Raw genomic sequence first — 19,791 nt, 5'->3', positions numbered from 1 at the left:
CGCCGACGGTACGCGGACGGGCCGCCGCGAATTCCGTTGTCGTAATTCGGCGAACCGCATTGTTGCTTTCCTGTTTCCAGAGTGGACGGTGGCGCGTCCAAGAGCGATCCAAGACGGCTTCAAGACGCCGCCAAGAGGGTCGCGCTAGGGTGCCCGAAGTCGTCCGGAGAAGTCCGGAAAGAAAGCGGTCAGGGGCCGCGGCGTATTCATGTCCGAGTGTCCGGCCGGGTAACGGGGAGCAACCCAATGAGCAATTCCGATCGCCTTGCGCCGGAACCGCCCCGCGCCCCGGACGAGGCGGTGGCCGTCGTCGGAATGGCGGGCCGTACCCCCTGGGCCCTGGACCCGGCGGACATATCGCGGGCGTTCGCGGACGGAATGACCGAGGAACCCGCCCCGCACGCCGTTTCCTGGTGCGACCCCGCATTGTTCGACGCGGAATTCTTCGGCCTTTCCGCGGAGGAGGCCGACCGGCTCGACGCGGCGGGACGGGTACTGGCCGAACTCGCCTACGCGGCACTGGAGAACGCGGGCATCGCGCCCCGCGCGGGCGAGATCCCGGCCGGCCTCTTCCTCGACGGCGGCCCTGGGTCCGTTCCGCCCGGCCCGATGGCGGAGACCGTCGCCGCCGCCCTGCGGCTGACCGGCCCCGGCGCGAGCTCCGTGCGGGACGGCCGTGCGATCTCGGTGAGCGGCGGATCCTCGGAAGCCGGCGGGCCCGCGGCGACCGACGCGATCTCGGCGGGCGGTGGTCCTTCGGCGTCCGACGCGTCCCCGGCGGACGGTGGATCCCCGGCGTGTGGTGGGTCCCCGGCGTGTGATGGGTCTCTGGTGACCCAACCGCCCTCGGCGGCGGACGCGCCGGGCGGGGCCGTCGCCCGCGCGGTAAGGAGCGTGCGCGCCGGCCGGCACCCCCTCGCCCTTGCCGCCGCCGCGCGCCTCGGCTCGTCGCCGGAGTCCGGCGCCTTCGCCGTCGTGCTCAAGCCCTGGGCGGACGCCGTACGGGCCGGGGACCGGATCCACTGCCTGATACGGGCCGCCGCCGGGGCGGACGGGCAGCCCGCGGGTTCGGTCGGCGAAGTGCCGCCGGACTCACCGGTCGCCGGGGGCGGCGGCGTCATCGACTTCCTCGCCGTGCTGTCCGCCGTCGCCCGGGGTGACCAGGACGGCATGACCGTCGACGGCTTCCGGCTGGAGGCCCCGTACGCGTCCGACTCGACACCCACCGCGCCGGCTGCCGAGACGGCTCCGGCTCCGAACGAGCCGGGCACCGGCGCCGATCCCGTCGCCACGTGCCCCGCTTCCGCTCCCGTGTCCGGTCCGGGTGTCGGTCGCCCTGCCGGGACCGGGGCGGACCGCGCCCCCGCAGCGGCTTCCGGTCGGGCCCCCGCTTCCGCGTCCGGTCCGGGTGCCGGTCATGTCTCCGGCCCTGACGCGGAAGGTGCGCCCGCTGCTGTTTCCGGCCACACCCCCGCTCCCGCGTCCGGTTCGGGTGCCGGTGGCCCCTCCGGCCCCGGCGCGGACCGCGCCCTCGATTCCGCGCAAGCACCCGCCTCGCCGGCGCTCATCCCGTGGCCCCTTTCCGCGCACGCCGACGGCGCGCTGCGTGCCCAGGCCGAGCGGCTGCTGCGGCACGTCACGGAGCATCCCGGGGACGGCCTCGCCGACATCGGCCTCTCCCTGGCCGCCACCCGCACCCACTTCCCGCACCGTGCCGTCCTCCTCGTCGCCGACCGTGCCGACGCCGTCCACGCCCTGACCGCCCTGGCCGCCGGTGACGGCACTCCCGGGACCGTCCGGGGCAACGTCGCGACCGGCGGCGCCGAGAGCGGCCGGCGGGCGGTCTTCGTCTTCCCCGGCCAGGGCACCCAGTGGACCGGCATGGCACGCGAACTCCTCGACGGCTCCGCCGTGTTCCGTGCTCACGCGCACGCCTGCGCGGCGGTGCTGGACCCGCTGACCAACTGGTCGCTGCTCGACGTCCTGAGCGGCGCGGCCGACGCCCCCGGCATCGGGCGGGTGGACGTCGTCCAGTCGGCGCTGTTCGCCGTCATGGTCTCCCTCGCCGCCCTCTGGCGTTCCCACGGCGTGGAACCCGCCGCCGTCGTGGGCGCCAGCCTCGGCGAGATCGCCGCAGCGCACGTCGCCGGCGCGCTGTCCCTGGAGGACGCCGCCCGCGTCGTCGTGCCCTGGAGTGCGGCTCAGGCCCGGGTGGCGGGCCGCGGGGACATGGCGTCCGTCCTCCTGTCCCGGGACGAACTGACGCCCAGGCTGGCCCGGTTCGGTGACCGGCTGGTGTTCGCCGGTGCCAACGGGCCGCGTGCCACCCTGGTCTCCGGGGAGCGCCAGGCCGTCGCCGAACTGCTGGACGAGCTCGCGGCGGACGGCGTCCGCGCCCGGAAGCTGAGCAACGGGCTCGCCGCCCACTCCGCGCAACTCCGCCCGGAGCACGAGCGGTTGCTGGCCGACCTGGGGGCCGTCACGCCGCTCCCGTCCGACGTGCCGTTCTACTCCTCCCTCACCGGCGACCGCCTCGACACCCAGGAGTTGGTCGGCGCCTACTGGTGCCGCAACATCACCGAGCCGATCCGCTTCGACGCGGCGTGCCGCGCGCTCGTTCGGGACGGTCACCGGGCGTTCGCCGAGGTGTCCCCGCACCCCGTCCTCACCGTCGGCCTTCAGGAGACGCTGGACGACGCCGGGGCCGGTGCGGACGGCGTCGTCGTGGAGACGCTGCGCCGGGGCCACGGCGGCCCGGGCCGTTTCCTCGCCGCGCTGGCCGAACTCCACGCCCACGGTGTGGACGTCGACTGGACGACGTTTCCCGCCCTCGCCGGTGCCCGGCGGGTGGAACTGCCCTCGTACCCCTTCCGGTGCGCCGCCCCCGACCCCGGCCCGGGCTCCGCCCTCGCCCGCCGTCTGGCCCCGCTGTCCGCACCCGAACAGCGGCGGGCCCTGGAAGAGTTGGTGCGGACGCACGCGTCGCACCTGCTCGGCGCCGACGGGTCCGGCCTCGGAGCCGACCGTACCTTCCGCGAGCTCGGCCTCGACTCCGCCGCCGGCGTCGCCCTGCGCAACCGGCTCCGGGACGCCACCGGGCTTCCGCTGCCCACGGGCCTCCTCTACGACCACCCCACGCCCGCCGCTCTCGCCGAGCACCTGCGCACGCTGCTGTTCGACCCGCGCCCCGAGCCCGTCCGGCGCCGGACCGCCGCCCGTCCGGCCGCCGAGGAACCGATCGCCGAGGAACCGATCGCCGTGGTCGGCATCGGCTGCCGCTTCCCCGGGGACGTCCGCGGACCCGAGGACCTGTGGCGGCTGGTGGCCGAGGGGCGCGAGACCCGTTCGGAGTTCCCCACCGGGCGCGGCTGGGACCTCGGTTCCCTCCAGCACCCCGATCCCGACCGGCCCGGCACCACCTACGTCCGGCACGGATCGTTCCTGCATGACGCCGACCGGTTCGACGCCGCGTTCTTCGGCATCAGCCCGCGCGAGGCACTCGCCATGGAGCCGCAGCAGCGGCTGCTGCTGGAGACCGCCTGGGAGGCGTGCGAGCGCGCCGGGGTCGACCCGGCCGGCCTGCGCTCCTCCGCCACCGGCGTCTTCGTGGGCGCCATGCGGCAGGAGTACGGCCCGCGCCTGTACGAACCGGCCGAGGGCATCGAGGGCCACCTGCTCACCGGCACCGAGGGCAGTGTCCTCTCCGGCCGGCTGTCGTACGTCCTCGGTCTGGACGGGCCCGCCCTCACCGTGGACACCGCCTGTTCGTCGTCGCTGGTCGCCCTGCACCTCGCCTGCCAGTCGCTGCGCCGCGGCGAGTGCTCCCTCGCCCTGGCCGGCGGGGCGACGGTGATGTCGGCGCCCGGTCTGTTCGTCCAGTTCAGCCGGCAGCGCGGGCTGGCCCCCGACGGGCGGTGCAAGGCGTTCGCCGAGTCGGCGGACGGCACCGCCTGGGGCGAGGGCGTCGGCCTGCTGCTGCTGGAACCGCTGTCCGAGGCGCGCCGCAACGGCCGTCCCGTGCTCGCCGTCATCCGGGGTTCCGCGGTGAACCAGGACGGCGCCTCCAACGGCCTGACCGCGCCGAGCGGCCGCGCGCAGCGGCGGCTCGTCCGGGAGGCCCTCGCCGACGCGGGCCTCGCGGCCGACGAGGTCGACGCGGTCGAGGCGCACGGGACGGGCACGAGGCTTGGCGACCCCATCGAGGCCGAGGCACTGCTCGCCACCTACGGCCAAGGGCGTCCCGCCGACCGGCCGTTGTGGCTGGGCTCCCTCAAGTCCAACCTCGGCCACACCCAGGCGGCGGCCGGCGTGGCCGGGGTCATCAAGATGGTGATGGCCCTGCGCCACGGCGTCCTGCCGCGCACCCTGCACGTGGACGCCGTCAGTTCGCGCGTCGACTGGTCGGCGGGCGCGGTCGAGGTGCTGACGGAGGAGCGGCCGTGGCCGGAGACCGGCCGGCCGCGCCGCGCGGGCGTCTCCGGGTTCGGCATCAGCGGAACCAACGCCCATCTCATTCTGGAGCAGGCCCCGGACGACGAACCGGGCGGTGCGGGCGAGCGGCCGGGCGCCGTGCCGTGGGTGTTCTCCGCCCGCACCCAGGAGGCCCTGCGCGAGCAGGCCGGACGCCTCGCGGCCGGCGCCCCGGAGGACCCGGCGGCGGTCGGCTGGTCACTGGCGGCCGGACGGGCCGCGTTCGCGCACCGCGCCGTGGTCGTCGGAGAGGACCGTGACGAGCTGCTGCGCGGCCTGGAGGCCGTAGCCCGGGGAGAGGCCGCCCCCGAGGCCGTCACCGGCACCGCGGCGCCCCTCGCAGGGGCCGTGTTCGTGTTCCCGGGGCAGGGCTCGCAATGGGCGGGCATGGCCGTCGAACTCCTGGACGCGAGCCCTGAGTTCGCCGGCCGGATCGCCGCCTGCGAGCGGGCGCTGGCCCCCTTCGTCGACTGGTCGACGACCGACGTGCTGCGGCGGCGTCCCGGCGCTCCCGGCCTGGACCGGGTGGACGTCGTCCAGCCCGTCCTGTGGGCGGTCATGGTCTCCCTGGCCGGGCTGTGGCGGTCGGCGGGCGTGGAACCGGTCGCCGTGGTCGGCCACTCCCAGGGGGAGATCGCCGCCGCGTGCGTGGCGGGCGGCCTGTCCCTGGAGGACGGCGCCCGCGTCGTCGCCCTGCGCTCCCGGGTGATCCGCGAGGAACTGGCGGGCGACGGCGGCATGGTGGCCGTCACCCTCGGCGCCGACGCCACCGCCGAGCTCATCGCCGCGTACGACGGCCGGGTGTCGGTCGCCGCGCTCAACGGGCCGCTGTCCACCGTCGTATCCGGCGAACCGGCCGCCCTGGACGACCTGTCGGCCCGCTGCGAGGAACGGGGGATCCGGGCGAGGCGGATCCCCGTCGACTACGCCTCCCACTCCGCCCAGGTCGAACGGATCCGCGACCGGATCCTCACCGACCTGGCGGACATCCGGCCCCGCACCGGCACCGTCCCCTTCCACTCCACCGTCACCGGCGAGATCACCGACACCGCCCGGCTCGACGCCGCGTACTGGTACACCAACCTGCGCACCACCGTGCGTTTCGCGCCCGTCGTCCGGGAGCTCGCCGAGCGTGGCCGGCACGCGTTCGTCGAGTGCAGCCCGCACCCCGTCCTCACCGTCGGCATCGAGGAGACCACCGAGGAGGCCGGGACCCCGGCCGTGGTCACGGGCTCGCTGCGCCGCGACGAGGGCGGCCCCCGCCGGTTCCTCACCTCGCTCGCCGAGGCGTACACCCGCGGCCTGCCGGTGGACTGGCCCGGGCTGTTCCCCGAACGCGCCCGCCGGTTCGTCCCCGAGCTGCCCACCTACCCGTTCCGCGGCGAACGGTTCTGGGCCACCGCGCCCCGGCCCGCCGGCGACCTCCGCGAGGCCGGGCTCGCCGACGCCGGCCACCCGCTGCTCGGTGCCGCCCTCACCCTCGCCGACGGCCGGGACACCGTCCTCACCGGCCGGCTCTCGCTCGCCACCCACCCCTGGCTCGCCGACCACGCCGTCCGCGGCACCGTCCTGCTCCCCGGCACCGCCCTCGTCGAACTGGCCCTGCGCGCGGGCGCCGACACCGGCTGCGGCACCGTCGAGGAACTCACCCTGGAAACGCCGCTGGTCCTCCCCACGGACCCCGCGGACGCGGCGGTGACCGTCCAGATCAGGGCCGGGGCGGCGGACGAACACGGCCGCCGGCCCGTCACGGTCCACTCGCGCCCGGAGCCCGCCGCGCCGGGCGCGCCCGGCGAGCCGGACGCCGCGGACGAACCGTGGACACGCAACGCCACGGGCGTGCTGGCCCCGGCCGGATCCTCGTCGGAGGGGCTTGCCGGTGGCTCGGGTTCGACGGCCGGTGGAGCGGGGGAGCAGCCGCGGGGCGGCGAGGTCGGCGGTGCGCCGTCCGGGGCCTCGCCGGCGGGACGTGCCGGGGGTTCCGGTTCCCCGGCCGGTGCCGCCGGGGAACCGCGGACGCGCGACGCCGACGATCTTCCCGCTCCCGCGGGGGCCGCGCCGGACGGTCGTACCGGTGCTTCCCGCTCGTCCGCCGGTGGCACGGCGCGGCCGTGGGCCGGGGACGTCGCCGGCGCACCTGCCGCGGCCTCCACGGGAAGCCGTGCCGGAGCGCCGGACCCGTTCGCCGGCGGTGCCGGCGAGCCGTCGGAGCGCGACGCCGGCGTTCTTCCCGGTGCCGTACACCCCGGCGCCTGGCCGCCGCCCGGCGCGACCCCCGTCGACCTGGACGGCGCCTACGGCCGGCTCGCGGCCGTCGGGTTCGAGTACGGGCCCGTCTTCCAGGGGCTGACCGCCGCCTGGCGGTACGGTGACGACCTCCTCGCCGAGGTCCGGCTCCCCGAGGACACGCACGGCGACGCCGGCGCCTACGCCGTCCACCCGGCGCTGCTCGACGCGGCCCTGCACGCTAGCCTGCTCGACGGCTCCGACGGTGTCCGGTTGCCCTTCGCGTGGATGGGCGTGACCGCGTCCGCCTCGGGAGCGACCACGCTCCGCGTCCGCCTCACCCGCACCGGCCCCGACACCCTGTCCCTGGAGGCCACCGACGAGACCGGCCGGCCCGCCGCCCGCGTCGCGTCGCTGACCCTCCGTCCTGTCAGCCCGGACCGGTTGCGTGCCGCCGCCCGCGGCACCCACCCGCCGCTCCACGAACTGACCTGGACCGCCCTGCCGGACACCGCCACCCCCGCTCCCGCCCTCGCGGTGGCCGGGCCCGGGGCCGACGGCCTCGCCGCCACCCTCACCGCCGCCGGTGCCCGCGCCACCGGCCTCCCGGACCTCGCCGCGCTCACCCACACCGTCACGGACGGCACCCCGGCCCCCCGCGTCGTCCTCGTCCCCCTGCTTCCCGGACCCGGCGAACCTGGCGAACCCGGCGGCCCCGCCGCACCCGAGCACCGGGACGCCGCCGAGGCAGCCCGTGCCGCCGGCCACCAGGCCCTGCACCTGGTGCGCTCCTGGCTGTCCGACGAGCGGTTCGCCGGCTCCCGGCTCGTCCTCCTCACCCGGGGCGCGGTCGCCACCGCACCCGGCGAGGACGTCCCCGACCTGGCGCACGCCCCCGTCTGGGGCCTGGCCCGGTCCGCGCAGACCGAGAACCCCGGTCGCATCACCCTGCTGGACACCGACGGCACCGATGCGGCCGCCGCCCCCGCCCTGCTGCGGGCCCTGGCCGCCGCCGACGAGCCCCAACTCGCCGTCCGGGACGGCGCGGTCCGCGTCCCCCGGCTGGCGCGGGCCGCCCAAGCCGCGGACGGACCGTCCGGGTTCGGCGGCGGCACCGTCCTCCTCACCGGTGGCACCGGCCTCCTCGGCGGGACGCTCGCCCGCCACCTGGTCACCGCCCACGGCGTCCGCGACCTGCTGCTCGTCAGCCGGCGCGGGCCCGACGCCGAGGGGGCGGCGGAACTCCGGGACGAACTGACCGCCCTGGGCGCCCGGGTGACCGTGGCGGCCTGCGACGTGTCCGACCGGGACGCGCTGGCCGGGGTGGTGGCCGCGGCCGAGCCGCCGCTGACCGCCGTCGTGCACCTCGCCGGCATCCTGGACGACGGCGTCATCGCCTCCCTGACCCCCGACCGACTGGACGCCGTCGCCCGGCCCAAGGCGGACGCCGCCTGGCACCTCCACGAACTGACGCAGCATCAGGAGCTGTCGGACTTCGTCCTGTTCTCCTCGGCAGCCGGCCTCCTGGGTACCGCCGGGCAGGCCAACTACGCCGCCGCCAACACCTTCCTCGACGCCCTCGCCCACCACCGGCGCGCCCAGGGCCTCCCCGCCCTCTCCCTCGCCTGGGGCCTGTGGGCGGAGGCGAGCGGCATGACCGGCCACCTCGACGAAGCCGACGTCCGCCGGCTCGGCCGTGCCGGACTGCTGCCCATGGCCGCCGACCAGGGCCTCGCCCTCTTCGACGCCGCCGTTGCGGCCGGCCGCGAGGGTCCCGCGCTGCTTGTGCCCGCCCGGCTGGACACCGCCGGCGCCCGCGCCCAGGCCGAGGTCCCGGCCCTGCTGCGCGGCCTCGTGAAGGCCCCCGCCCGGCGCACGGCCGAGGCCGTGCCCGACGAGCCCCTGGAGCGGCGGCTCGCCGGGCTCCCCGACGCCGAACGCGAACGCGTCCTCCTCGAACTCGTCCGCGGCCGGCTCGCCGACGTCCTCGGCCACACCGCCCCGCACGCCCTGGACCTCGACCGGGGCTTTCTGGAACTCGGCCTGGACTCGCTCACGGCCCTGGAGTTCCGCAACCGGCTCGGCGCCGCCGCCGGCCGCCGGCTGCCCCCCACCCTGATCTTCGACCACCCCACCCCGGCCGCGGTCGGCCGCTACCTGGACGCGGAACTCCGTCCCGCCGAGGGGCCGCCCGCCGGTCCACCGGAAGCCCTTCCCGACGAGCGGGAGTTCCGCCGCGCCCTCGCCGCCGTCCCGCTGGCCCGCCTGCGCGAGGCCGGGCTCCTGCCGGAGCTGCTGCGGCTCACCGAGGCCGCCGGCGTCCCCGTCGGTGCCGGCGCGCCGGACGGCGCACCGGACGATGCGGAGCCCGAAGCCGCCGACGGTGACCCCCTGGACAGCATGGACCTCCAGAGCCTCGTACGGATGGCGCTCGGTGACGACTGACTTGGTGACAACCGACCCGATGGCAACGGACACGACGGCGACCGACTCGATGGCACCCGACCTGATGACGACCGACTCGGCGACGACCGACTCGGCCCCAACCGACCGGCACGGAACCGACCTTCGGAGTGAGCTGTGACCGCATCCAGCGAAGAAGTCATCAAAGCGCTGAGGGTTTCCCTCAAGGAGGCGGAGCAGCTCCGGCAGCAGAACCGCAAGCTGACCGAGGCGCAGACCGAGCCCATCGCCATCGTCGGCATGGCCTGCCGCCTGCCCGGTGACGTCCGGTCGCCCGAGGACCTGTGGCGGCTCGTCGCCACCGGCACCGACGCCATCACCCCGTTCCCCGAGGACCGCGGCTGGGACGTCGACGCGCTCTACGACCCGGACCCCGACGTGCCCGGCCGCACCTACGTCCGGGAGGGCGGCTTCGTACACGGCGCCGCCGGGTTCGACGCCGACTTCTTCGGCATCAGCCCCCGCGAGGCCACGGCCATGCACCCGCAGCAGCGGCTGCTCCTGGAGACGGCGTGGGAGGCGTTCGAGCGGGCGGGCATCGACCCGTCGTCCGTCCGGGGCACGCGCACCGGCGTGTTCGCCGGTGTGATGCAGATGGACTACGCCTCCCGGCTGCGCAAGGCCCCCGAGGACCTCGAGGGCTACCTGATGACCGGCGGGCAGGGCAGCGTCGTCTCCGGCCGCATCGCCTACACCCTCGGTCTCGAAGGCCCCGCCGTCACCGTCGACACCGCCTGCTCCTCCTCCCTCGTGGCCGCCCACCTGGCCTGCCAGTCCCTCCGGCGGCAGGAGTGCTCCCTCGCCCTGGCCGGCGGCGTCACTGTCATGGCCGACACCCTCGGCTTCGTCGAGTTCAGCCGGCAGCGGGCCCTCTCCCCGGACGGCCGCTGCCGCTCGTTCGCCGCCGGAGCCGAGGGCACCGGCTGGGCCGAGGGCGCCGGTGTCCTGCTGCTGGAACGGCTCTCCGACGCCCGCCGCAACGGCCACCGGGTCCTCGCGGTCCTGCGCGGCTCCGCCGTCAACCAGGACGGCGGCAGCAGCGGCTTCTCCGCTCCCAACGGCCCCGCGCAGCAGCGCGTCATCCGTGACGCCCTCGCCGGCGCCCGCCTCACCGCGGCCGACGTGGACGCCGTCGAGGCGCACGGGACGGGCACCAAGCTCGGCGACCCCATCGAGGCCCAGGCCCTGCTGGCGACCTACGGCAAGGGGCGGCCTGCGGACCGGCCGCTGTGGCTCGGCTCCCTGAAGTCCAACATCGGCCACGCGCAGGCCGCGGCGGGCGTCGCCGGCGTCATCAAGATGGTGATGGCGCTGCGCAACGGCGTCCTCCCGCGCACCCTGCACGTGGACGCGCCCACCCCACACGTCGACTGGGACGCCGGCGGCGTCGCCCTGCTCACCGAGGAACGCGCCTGGCCCGAGGCCGGCCGCCCGCGCCGGGCCGCCGTCTCCTCGTTCGGCATCAGCGGCACCAACGCCCACGTCATCCTGGAACAGGCGCCCGCCGACGGCACCGACGAACCCACCGGCACCGGCGCGGTCGCCGACGGCTCCGGCGTCCTGCCGTGGCTGCTCTCCGCCCGTACCCCCGAGGCCCTCCGCGACCAGGCGGCCCGACTGCGCGCCGACGTCACCGGCCACGCCGGGTGGAGCGCCGGCGAGATCGGCTGGTCCCTCGCCACCGGCCGCGCCGCCCTCGAACAGCGTGCCGTCGTCATCGGCGGCGACCGCGAGGAACTGCTCGCCGGCCTCACCGCCCTCACCACCGGCGACGCCACCACCTCCGCCGTGGTGACCGGCGCCACGGGCGGCACCCTCGGCCGGCCCGTGTTCGTCTTCCCCGGCCAGGGCTCGCAGTGGGTCGGCATGGCCGTCGAACTGCTGGGCTCGAGTGAGGTGTTCGCCGGGCATCTGGCCGACTGTGAGCGGGCGTTGGCGCCGTTCGTGGACTGGTCCCTGGTGGACGTGTTGCGCGGTGCGGAGGGTGCGCCCGGGCTCGACCGGGTGGACGTGGTGCAGCCGGCCCTGTGGGCGGTGATGGTGTCGTTGGCCGGACTGTGGCGTTCGGTGGGCGTGGAGCCCGCTGCCGTGGTGGGGCACTCGCAGGGGGAGATCGCCGCCGCGTGTGTGGCGGGTGGTCTGTCGCTGGAGGACGGCGCCCGGGTCGTGGCGCTGCGTTCGCGGGCGCTGCTGGAGATCGCGGGCGAGGGCGGCATGGTCTCCCTCGCGCTGCCGGCGGACGAGGCCGAGGCGCTGCTGGCGGCGTGGGACGGCCGCATATCCGTCGCCGCGCTCAACGGCCCCCGCTCGACGGTCGTGTGCGGGGACGCGGGTGCACTGGACGAACTGCTGGAGCGGTGCGAGGCGGAGGACATCAGGGCGCGGCGGGTCCCGGTCGACTACGCGTCGCACTCCGCCCACGTCGAGCGCATCCGCGACCGCATCCGCGAGGAACTGGCCGACGTCCGGCCGCGTCCGGGGTCGGTGCCGTTCCACTCCACCCTCACCGGCGAGGTCTTCGACACCGCCGGCCTGGACGCGGACTACTGGTACCGCAACCTGCGCAACACCGTCCGCTTCCAGACGGTGGTCGAAGGACTGCTGACCGCCGGACACCGGGCGTTCGTGGAGTGCAGCGCCCACCCCGTCCTGACCGTGGGGGTGGAGGAGACCGCGCAGGACGCGGACGTCCCGGCCGTCGTCGTCGGCTCGCTCCGCCGCGACGAGGGGGACTGGCGGCGCTTCCTGACCTCCATGGCCGAGGCGTACGCCCAGGGCCTCGCCGTCGACTGGCCGTCCCTGTTCTCCGGCGGCGCCCGCCGCCTCGTCGACCTGCCCACCTACGCCTTCCGGCACCGCCGCTACTGGCTGGAGGAGACCGCGCCGGAGGAGACCGGAACCGCCGACGGGCCGGAGGCCGGCTTCTGGCACGCGGTCGAGGACGGCGACGCCGACGCCCTCGCGGCCACCCTCCGGCTGGAGGACGACGAGCAGCGCACCTCCGTGGCCTCCCTCCTCCCGGTGCTGTCCTCCTGGCGGCGGCGGAACCGCGAGCGCGACGCCGTGGACGACTGGCGCTACCGGATCGGCTGGAAGCCCGTCGACGCCGGTACCGCCGGCACCGGACCGTCCGGCACCTGGCTCGTGGTCCTCCCCGAGGGACACGGCGACGACCCGTGGCCGGGGGAGGCCGTGGACGCCCTGACGGCTCGCGGTGCGCGCGTCGTCACCGTCGAGCCGCCTGCCGCCGACGCCGGCCGGGAGGCGCTGGCCGACCGCGTCCGCACCGCCCTGTCCGGCGCGGAACCGGCGGGCGTGCTGTCCTTCCTCGCCCTGGACACCCGGCCGTGGGCCGGCCGCCCCGACACGGGCACCGGCGTCTTCCTCACCCTCGGCCTGGTCCAGGCGCTGGGCGACGCGGGGGTGACCGCGCCCCTGTGGTGCGTCACCCGCGGCGCGGTCGCCACCGGGCCGTCCGACCCGCCGGCCGACCCCGTCCAGGCCCAGGTCTGGGGCCTCGGCCGGGTCGTCGCCGTGGAGCACGCCGAACGCTGGGGCGGCCTCCTGGACCTGCCCGCCGGCACCGGCCCGGACGAGCGGACGCTCGACCGGCTCTGCCGGGCGCTGGCGGGGACCGGGAGGCCGGGCACTCTCACCGGTGCGCCGGGCACCGGAACAGCGGGACCCGTCACCGGGGAAGCCGGGGCGGACGCCGGCGACGCCGGGCCGGTGACCGGGAACCCCGGGCCGGCCGGCCGTGACGCCGGACCGGCCACCGGGGAGGCCCGGCCGCGCCCCCGCATCACCGAGGCCGCCGAGGACCAGGTGGCCGTGCGCCCCGCCGGGCTGTTCGCCCGCCGCATGCTGCCCGCGCCGCTCGGCGACGCCCGTCCGGCCCGCGCCTGGACACCGCGCGGCACCGCCCTGGTGACCGGCGGCACGGGCGTCCTCGGCCGCCGCCTCGCCCAGTGGCTCGCCGCCTCCGGAGCCGAGCACCTCGTCCTCGTCAGCCGCCGCGGCGCCGACGCCCCGGGCGCGGCCGAACTCCGCGACGAGCTGCGCGAGTCGGGCACCGACGTCACCCTCGCCGTCTGCGACCTCGCCGACCGCGCCGCCGTCGCCCGCCTGCTCACCGGCCTCGCCGAGGACGGCCACACCGTGCGCACCGTGCTGCACACGGCCGCCCACATCGAGCTGGACCGCGTCGACACGACCACGTACGACGCGCTCGCCGACGCCGTCGGCGCCAAGATGGCCGGCGCCCGGCACCTGGCCGACCTCCTCGACCCGGCCGAACTCGACGCCTTCGTCATGTTCTCCTCCATCGCGAGCGTCTGGGGCAGCGGCGAACACGCCGCCTACGCCGCCGCCAACGCCGCCCTCGACGCGTTCGCCGAACACGGCAGGACCCGCGGCCTCCCGCTCACCACCGTCGCCTGGGGCGTCTGGGAGGACGCCGTCCACACCTGGGAGGACCACGGCCTCGACGTCGTCGACCGGCGCCGCCGCGTCCACGAGCAGGGCCTGCCCCTGATGCGCACCGAACTCGCCCTCGCCGCCCTCCGGCAGGTGCTCGACCACCGCGACACCTTCATCGCCGTCGCCGACATCGACTGGGACCGCTTCGTCCCCCTCTTCACCTCCGCCCGCCCCAGCGCCCTGCTGCGCGACCTGCCGCAGGCCCGCCCGGCCAAGGAGGACGGCACCACCACCGCGGCGCCCGCCGGGGAGGGCGCCGAACTCCGCGAACGCCTCGCCGGGCTCTCCCCGGCCGACCGCCGGCGCGCCCTGCTCGACCTGATCAGGACGCACGCCGTGGCCGTACTCGGCCACTCCGCGCCCGACGCCATCGGCGCCGAACGGGCCTTCAAGGAGCTCGGGTTCGAGTCGCTGACGGCCGTCGGGCTGCGCAACCGGCTGGCCTCCGCCACCGGACTGCGGCTGCCCGCCACCCTCGTCTTCGACTACCCGACCCCCCTCGCCCTCGCCGGCCACCTCGCCGACCTCGTCCTCGGCGACACCCCGCCCACCAACGCGCCCGCGGACAGCGCACCGGCCCCCGCCGCGCGGGCGACCGACGACGACCCCATCGCGATCGTCGCCATGGCCTGCCGGTTCCCCGGCGGCGTCGAGACCCCCGAGGACCTGTGGCGGCTCCTCGCCTCCGGCGGCGACGCCGTCTCCGGCTTCCCCACCGACCGCGGCTGGCGCCTCGACGACCTCTACGACCCCGACCCCGACCGCCCCGGCACCAGCTACGTCCGCGAGGGCGGCTTCGTCCACGACGCGGACCGGTTCGACGCCCACTTCTTCGGCATCAGCCCCCGCGAGGCCCTGGCCATGGACCCCCAGCAGCGGCTGCTGCTGGAAACCGCCTGGGAAGCCTTCGAACGGGCCGGCATCGGCCGCGAGGCCCTCCGGGGCAGCGCCACCGGCTCCTTCATCGGCGCCATGACCAACGGCTACGGGCCCCGCCCCCAGGACGCGCCCCCGGAGATCGCCGACTACGTGGTGACGGGCAGCGTCACCAGCGTCGTCTCCGGCCGGCTCGCCTACGCCTTCGGCCTGGAGGGCCCGGCCGTCACCGTCGAGACCGCCTGCTCCTCGTCCCTGGTCGCCCTGCACCTCGCCTGCCAGGCCCTGCGCGCCGGCGACTGCACGCTCGCGCTCGCAGGCGGCAGCGTCGTCATGCCCACCCCGGACGCGTTCGTCGGCTTCAGCCGGCTCCGGGGGCTGGCCCGCGACGGCCGCTGCAAGGCGTTCTCCGACGACGCCGACGGCTTCGGCCTGGCCGAGGGCGCCGGCGTCGTCCTGCTGGAACGCCTCTCCGAGGCGCGCCGCAACGGCCACCGGGTCCTCGCCGTCGTCCGCGGCTCCGCCGTCAACCAGGACGGCGCCTCCAACGGCCTCGCCGCCCCCAACGGCCCCTCCCAGCAACGTGTCATCCGCGAGGCCCTGGCCAACGCGCGGGTGGCCGCCGCCGACGTGGACGTCGTGGAGGCCCACGGGACGGGCACCAAGCTCGGCGACCCCATCGAGGCCCAGGCACTCCTCGCGACGTACGGGCAGGACCGGCCCGCCGGCCGGCCGCTGTGGCTCGGCACGGTGAAGTCCAACATCGGCCACACCCAGGCCGCGGCCGGCGTCGCCGGGGTCATCAAGACGGTCCTGGCGTTGCGGCACGGCGTCCTCCCGCCCACCCTGCACGTCGGTGAGCCGTCCACCCACGTGGACTGGTCGTCGGGCGGCGTCGAGGTGCTCACCGAGCGCCGCGACTGGCCGGAGACGGCGGGCCGGCCGCGCCGGGCCGGGGTCTCGGCGTTCGGCATCAGCGGCACCAACGCACACGTGATCCTGGAGCAGGCGCCCGAGGAGGAGCCCGCGGCCCCGGCGGGGACGAGTACGGGCGTCCTGCCGTGGGTGGTCTCCGCCCGTTCGCCGCAGGCATTGCGGGCGCAGGCCGCGCGGCTTTCCGAGGCCGTCGGGGACGCGGATGCGGGGCGGGTGGGGTGGTCGTTGGCATCGGGACGGTCGTCGTTCGAGCACCGGGCGGTGATCGTCGGGGATGGCGTCGGCGAACTGCGCGACGGGCTGCGCACCTTGGCGGATGGTGAGATCGCCTCCGGTGTGGTGTGCGGGGTGGCCTCCGGTGAGGCGGACGGTCCGGTGTTCGTGTTTCCGGGGCAGGGCTCGCAGTGGGCCGGTATGGCCGTCGAACTGCTGGACACCTCTGAGGAGTTCGCGGAGCGGGTCGCCGAGTGCGAGCGGGCGTTGGGCCCGTTCGTGGAGTGGTCGCTCACTGATGTGCTGCGGCGGGTGCCGGGTGCTCCGGGGCTGGAGCGTGTGGATGTCGTCCAGCCGGTGTTGTGGGCGGTGATGGTGTCGCTGGCCGGGCTGTGGCGGTCCGTCGGTGTCGAGCCCGTCGCCGTGGTGGGTCACTCGCAGGGCGAGATCGCCGCCGCGTGTGTGGCGGGTGGTCTGTCGCTGGAGGACGGCGCCCGGGTCGTCGCCCTGCGGTCCCGCGCACTGCTGGAGATCGCGGGCGAGGGCGGCATGGTCTCCGTCGCGCTGCCCGCCGCCGACACCGAGGCACTGCTGGCGGAGTGGAGCGGACGTATCTCCGTCGCCGCGCTGAACGGCCCCCGCTCCACGGTGGTGTCGGGCGAGGCCGCCGCCCTGGACGAGCTGCTCGCACACTGCGAGGCCCGGGACATCCGGGCGCGACGGGTGCCGGTGGACTACGCCTCGCACTCGGCGCACGTCGAGCGCATCCGGGAGCGGATCCACCAGGAGCTCGCGGACATCCGTCCCCGCTCCGGATCGGTCCCCTTCCACTCCACGCTGACGGGTGAGGTCTTCGACACGGCCGGCCTGGACGCGGACTACTGGTACCGCAACCTGCGCAGCACCGTCCGCTTCCGGTCGGTGGTCGACAGCCTGCTGTCCGCCGGACACCGGACGTTCGTCGAGTGCAGCGCCCACCCCGTCCTGACCGTCGGCGTCGAAGAGACCGCGCAGGACGCGGACGTCCCGGCCGTCGTCGTCGGTTCGTTGCGCCGGGACGAGGGGGACTGGCGGCGCTTCCTGACCTCCCTGGCCGAGGCGTACACCCAGGGTGTCTCCGTCGACTGGGCCACCGTCTTCCCCGCCGGCGCCCGTCACCGCGTCGACCTGCCCACGTACGCCTTCCAGCGCGAGCGCTACTGGGTCGACACGCCGCGCCCCTCCGGCGACGTCGGACAGGCGGGACTGGCCGACGCCGATCACCCCCTGCTGGGTGCCGGGGTGGCCCTGGCCGGGGGCGAAGGGCTGCTGTTCACCGGCCGGTTGTCGACGGAGAGCCACCCGTGGCTCGCCGACCACGCCGTCTGGGGCACGGTCCTGCTGCCCGGCACCGCCCTGGTCGAACTCGCGGCGCACGCGGGGGACCGGGCCGGCTGCGGCACCTTGGAGGAACTGACGCTCCAGGCGCCGCTCGTCCTGCCGCCGGCCGGCGCGATCGACGTGCAGGTGCGGCTCGGCGCGCCGGACGCGGACGGGCGGCGGCCCGTGGGGATCCACTCCCGGCCCGCCACCGCCGTGGGGGAGTTCACCGACGACGGCTGGGTGTGCCACGCCACCGGCACGCTCGCCACCGCCGCCCCGGCGGAGCCGGCCGTCCCGGCCGCCGGTGCCTGGCCGCCCCCCGCGGCCGTTCCCGTCGACCTCGACGGGCTCTACGAGCGGCTGGCGGACGACGGGTTCGGCTACGGCCCGGCCTTCCAGGGGCTGCGCGCGGTGTGGCGGACCGAGGACGCCTTCCACGCCGAGGTCCGGCTGGCGCCGGAACAGCACGCGGACGCCGCCCGGTTCGGCGTCCACCCCGCACTCCTCGACGCCGCTCTGCACACCACCCTGCTGGACGGCGTGGACCGGGTCCGACTGCCGTTCGCCTGGACGGGTGTCACGCTGCACGCCGCCGGAGCGACGGCCCTGCGCGTCCGGCTCGCCCGCACCGGCACGGACACCGTGACGCTGACCGCGACCGACACCACCGGCCGGCCGGTGGCCTCCGTCGCGTCGCTCGCCGTCCGGCCCGTCCGGCCCGAGCAGCTCCGCAACGCGGCGACGGACGTGCGGGACGCGCTGTTCCGCCTCGACTGGACCGAACGGACCGAACGGACCGAACGCTCCGGTGTCGTGGACGGCACCTGGGCCGTGCTGGGCTCCTCCCCGGAGGCGGACGCCCTGGCGGGGGCGCTGGCGGACGCGGGCACGTCCGTCACCGTCCACGCCGGGCTCGACGCCCTGCTCGACGGCGGAGCCCCGGCTCCGGACGTCCTGCTGCTGCCCTGGACGGGGAAGGGGACGGGGACGGGAACGGCGGCGGCCGACACGTCCGGTGACACCGAACCGGCCGCCACCACCCACCCGGCCGCTGCCACCCACACCGCGGCCCACCGCGTCCTGTCCGTCCTCCAGGCCTGCCTCGCCGCCCCCGCCCTGGAGCACACCCGCGTGGTGTGGGTGACGCGCGGCGCCGTGAGCGCCGGCGACGGCGAGGACGTCACCGACCTGCTGGCCGCCGCCGTGCACGGTGCGCTGCGGTCCGCGCGGGTGGAGCACCCGGGCCGGTTCGCCGCCGTCGACCTGGACGGCGACGCCGCCTCCGTCCGCGCCCTGCCGTCGGTGCCGTTCGCCGATGAGCCCTGGGCGGCCGTCCGGGCGGGCCGCGTGCTCGTCCCCCGGCTGGCCCGGGCGGGAGCCCCGGACGGCTCTCGGGCCGTGGAACCCGGGGACGGGACCGTACTGATCACCGGCGGCACCGGCACGCTCGGCGGCCTGCTGGCCAAACACCTGGCGACCGTCCACGGCGTACGGAACCTGCTGCTGGCCGGCCGGCGCGGCCCGGACGCACCCGGCGCCGCGGAACTGATCGCGGAACTGCACGAGTTGGGGGCCAAGGCGACGGCCGTCGCGTGTGACGTCGCCGACCGGGACGCGCTCGCCCGGGTCGTGGCGACGGCCGAACCGCCGCTGACCGGCGTGGTCCACGCGGCCGGCGTCCTGGACGACGGCGTCGTCACCTCCCTCACGCCGGACCGGATGAGCGTGGTCCTGCGGCCGAAGGCCGACGCCGCCTGGCACCTGCACGAGCTGACCCGGGACCTGCCGCTGACGATGTTCGTGCTGTTCTCCGGCGCCGGCAGCACCCTCGGCAACGGCGGCCAGGTGAACTACGGTGCCGCCAACGCCTTCCTGGACGGCCTGGCCGCCCACCGGCGCGCGCTCGGCCTGCCCGCCGTGTCGATGGCGTGGGGCCACTGGGCCGATGTCAGCGCCATGACCGGCGGGCTGGACGACGCCGACCGGGCCAGGATGCGGCGTTCCGGCGTCCTGTCGCTGACCGCCGCCGAGGGCCTCGCCCTCTTCGACGCGGCCCTCGGCCAGGGCCGGGCGTTCGTCCTCCCGGCCCGGCTGGACCTCACCGCCCTGCGGACCGGCACCCCGCCGCCGCTGCTGCGGACGCTCGCGGCACCGGCCGGGCGCCGGGCGGTGACCGCCGAACCGGCAGCCGGCGAAGCCGGGTTCGCCGCCCGACTGGCGGCGCTGCCGCCCGGCGAGCGCGGGAGCGTGTTGCTCGACCTGGTCCGCGCCCACGTGGCGACCGTCCTCGGCTACGGCTCGCCGGACGAGGTCGACACCGGCCGCGGCTTCCTCGAAGCGGGCTTCGACTCGCTGCGGGCCGTCGAACTGCGCAACCGGCTCGCCGCCGCCACCGGACTGCGGCTGCCGGCCACCCTCACCTTCGACCACCCCAGCCCGGACGCCCTCGCCCGGCACCTGCGGTCCCGACTGGCGACGGACGAACAGGCGGCGCCCGCACCCGGGTCCGCGGAACTCGACGGCCTGGAGGCCGCCGTCCGGGCCCTGCCGGCCGGCGACCCCGGCCGGGCCGGGATCGCGGCCCGGCTGCGCGACCTGCTGACCGAGCTGAAGAACGACGCGGAACCCGCCGCCGGGGACGACGACGCGGTGACCGCGGCGACCCTCGACGAGCTCCTCGACATCGTCGACGACGAACTGCGCAGGTCCTGACCGCCGGGGCGGGCCGTCCCGCCCCGGCACCCGGGAACTGTTCGTGCCAGAGAA

Annotated in this window: 2 protein-coding genes; both read left to right on the top strand. The window is 76.5% G+C overall.

The window, feature by feature from the left end; genetic code table 11:
- Window positions 1-246: 246 nt before the first annotated feature.
- Window positions 247-9,141, top strand: a complete 8,895-nt coding sequence (locus ACZ6X9_RS23500) for an SDR family NAD(P)-dependent oxidoreductase (protein ID WP_469779958.1) — start codon at window positions 247-249, stop codon at window positions 9,139-9,141.
- A 135-nt stretch (window positions 9,142-9,276) separates the two neighbouring features.
- Window positions 9,277-19,737, top strand: coding sequence for an SDR family NAD(P)-dependent oxidoreductase (locus ACZ6X9_RS23495; RefSeq protein WP_469779957.1), 10,461 nt, complete (start codon window positions 9,277-9,279; stop codon window positions 19,735-19,737).
- Window positions 19,738-19,791 lie beyond the last annotated feature (54 nt).

It is taken from the genome of Streptomyces sp. NPDC052910, from assembly GCF_055585605.1.
This window is presented reverse-complemented; position numbering and strand designations above follow the sequence as displayed.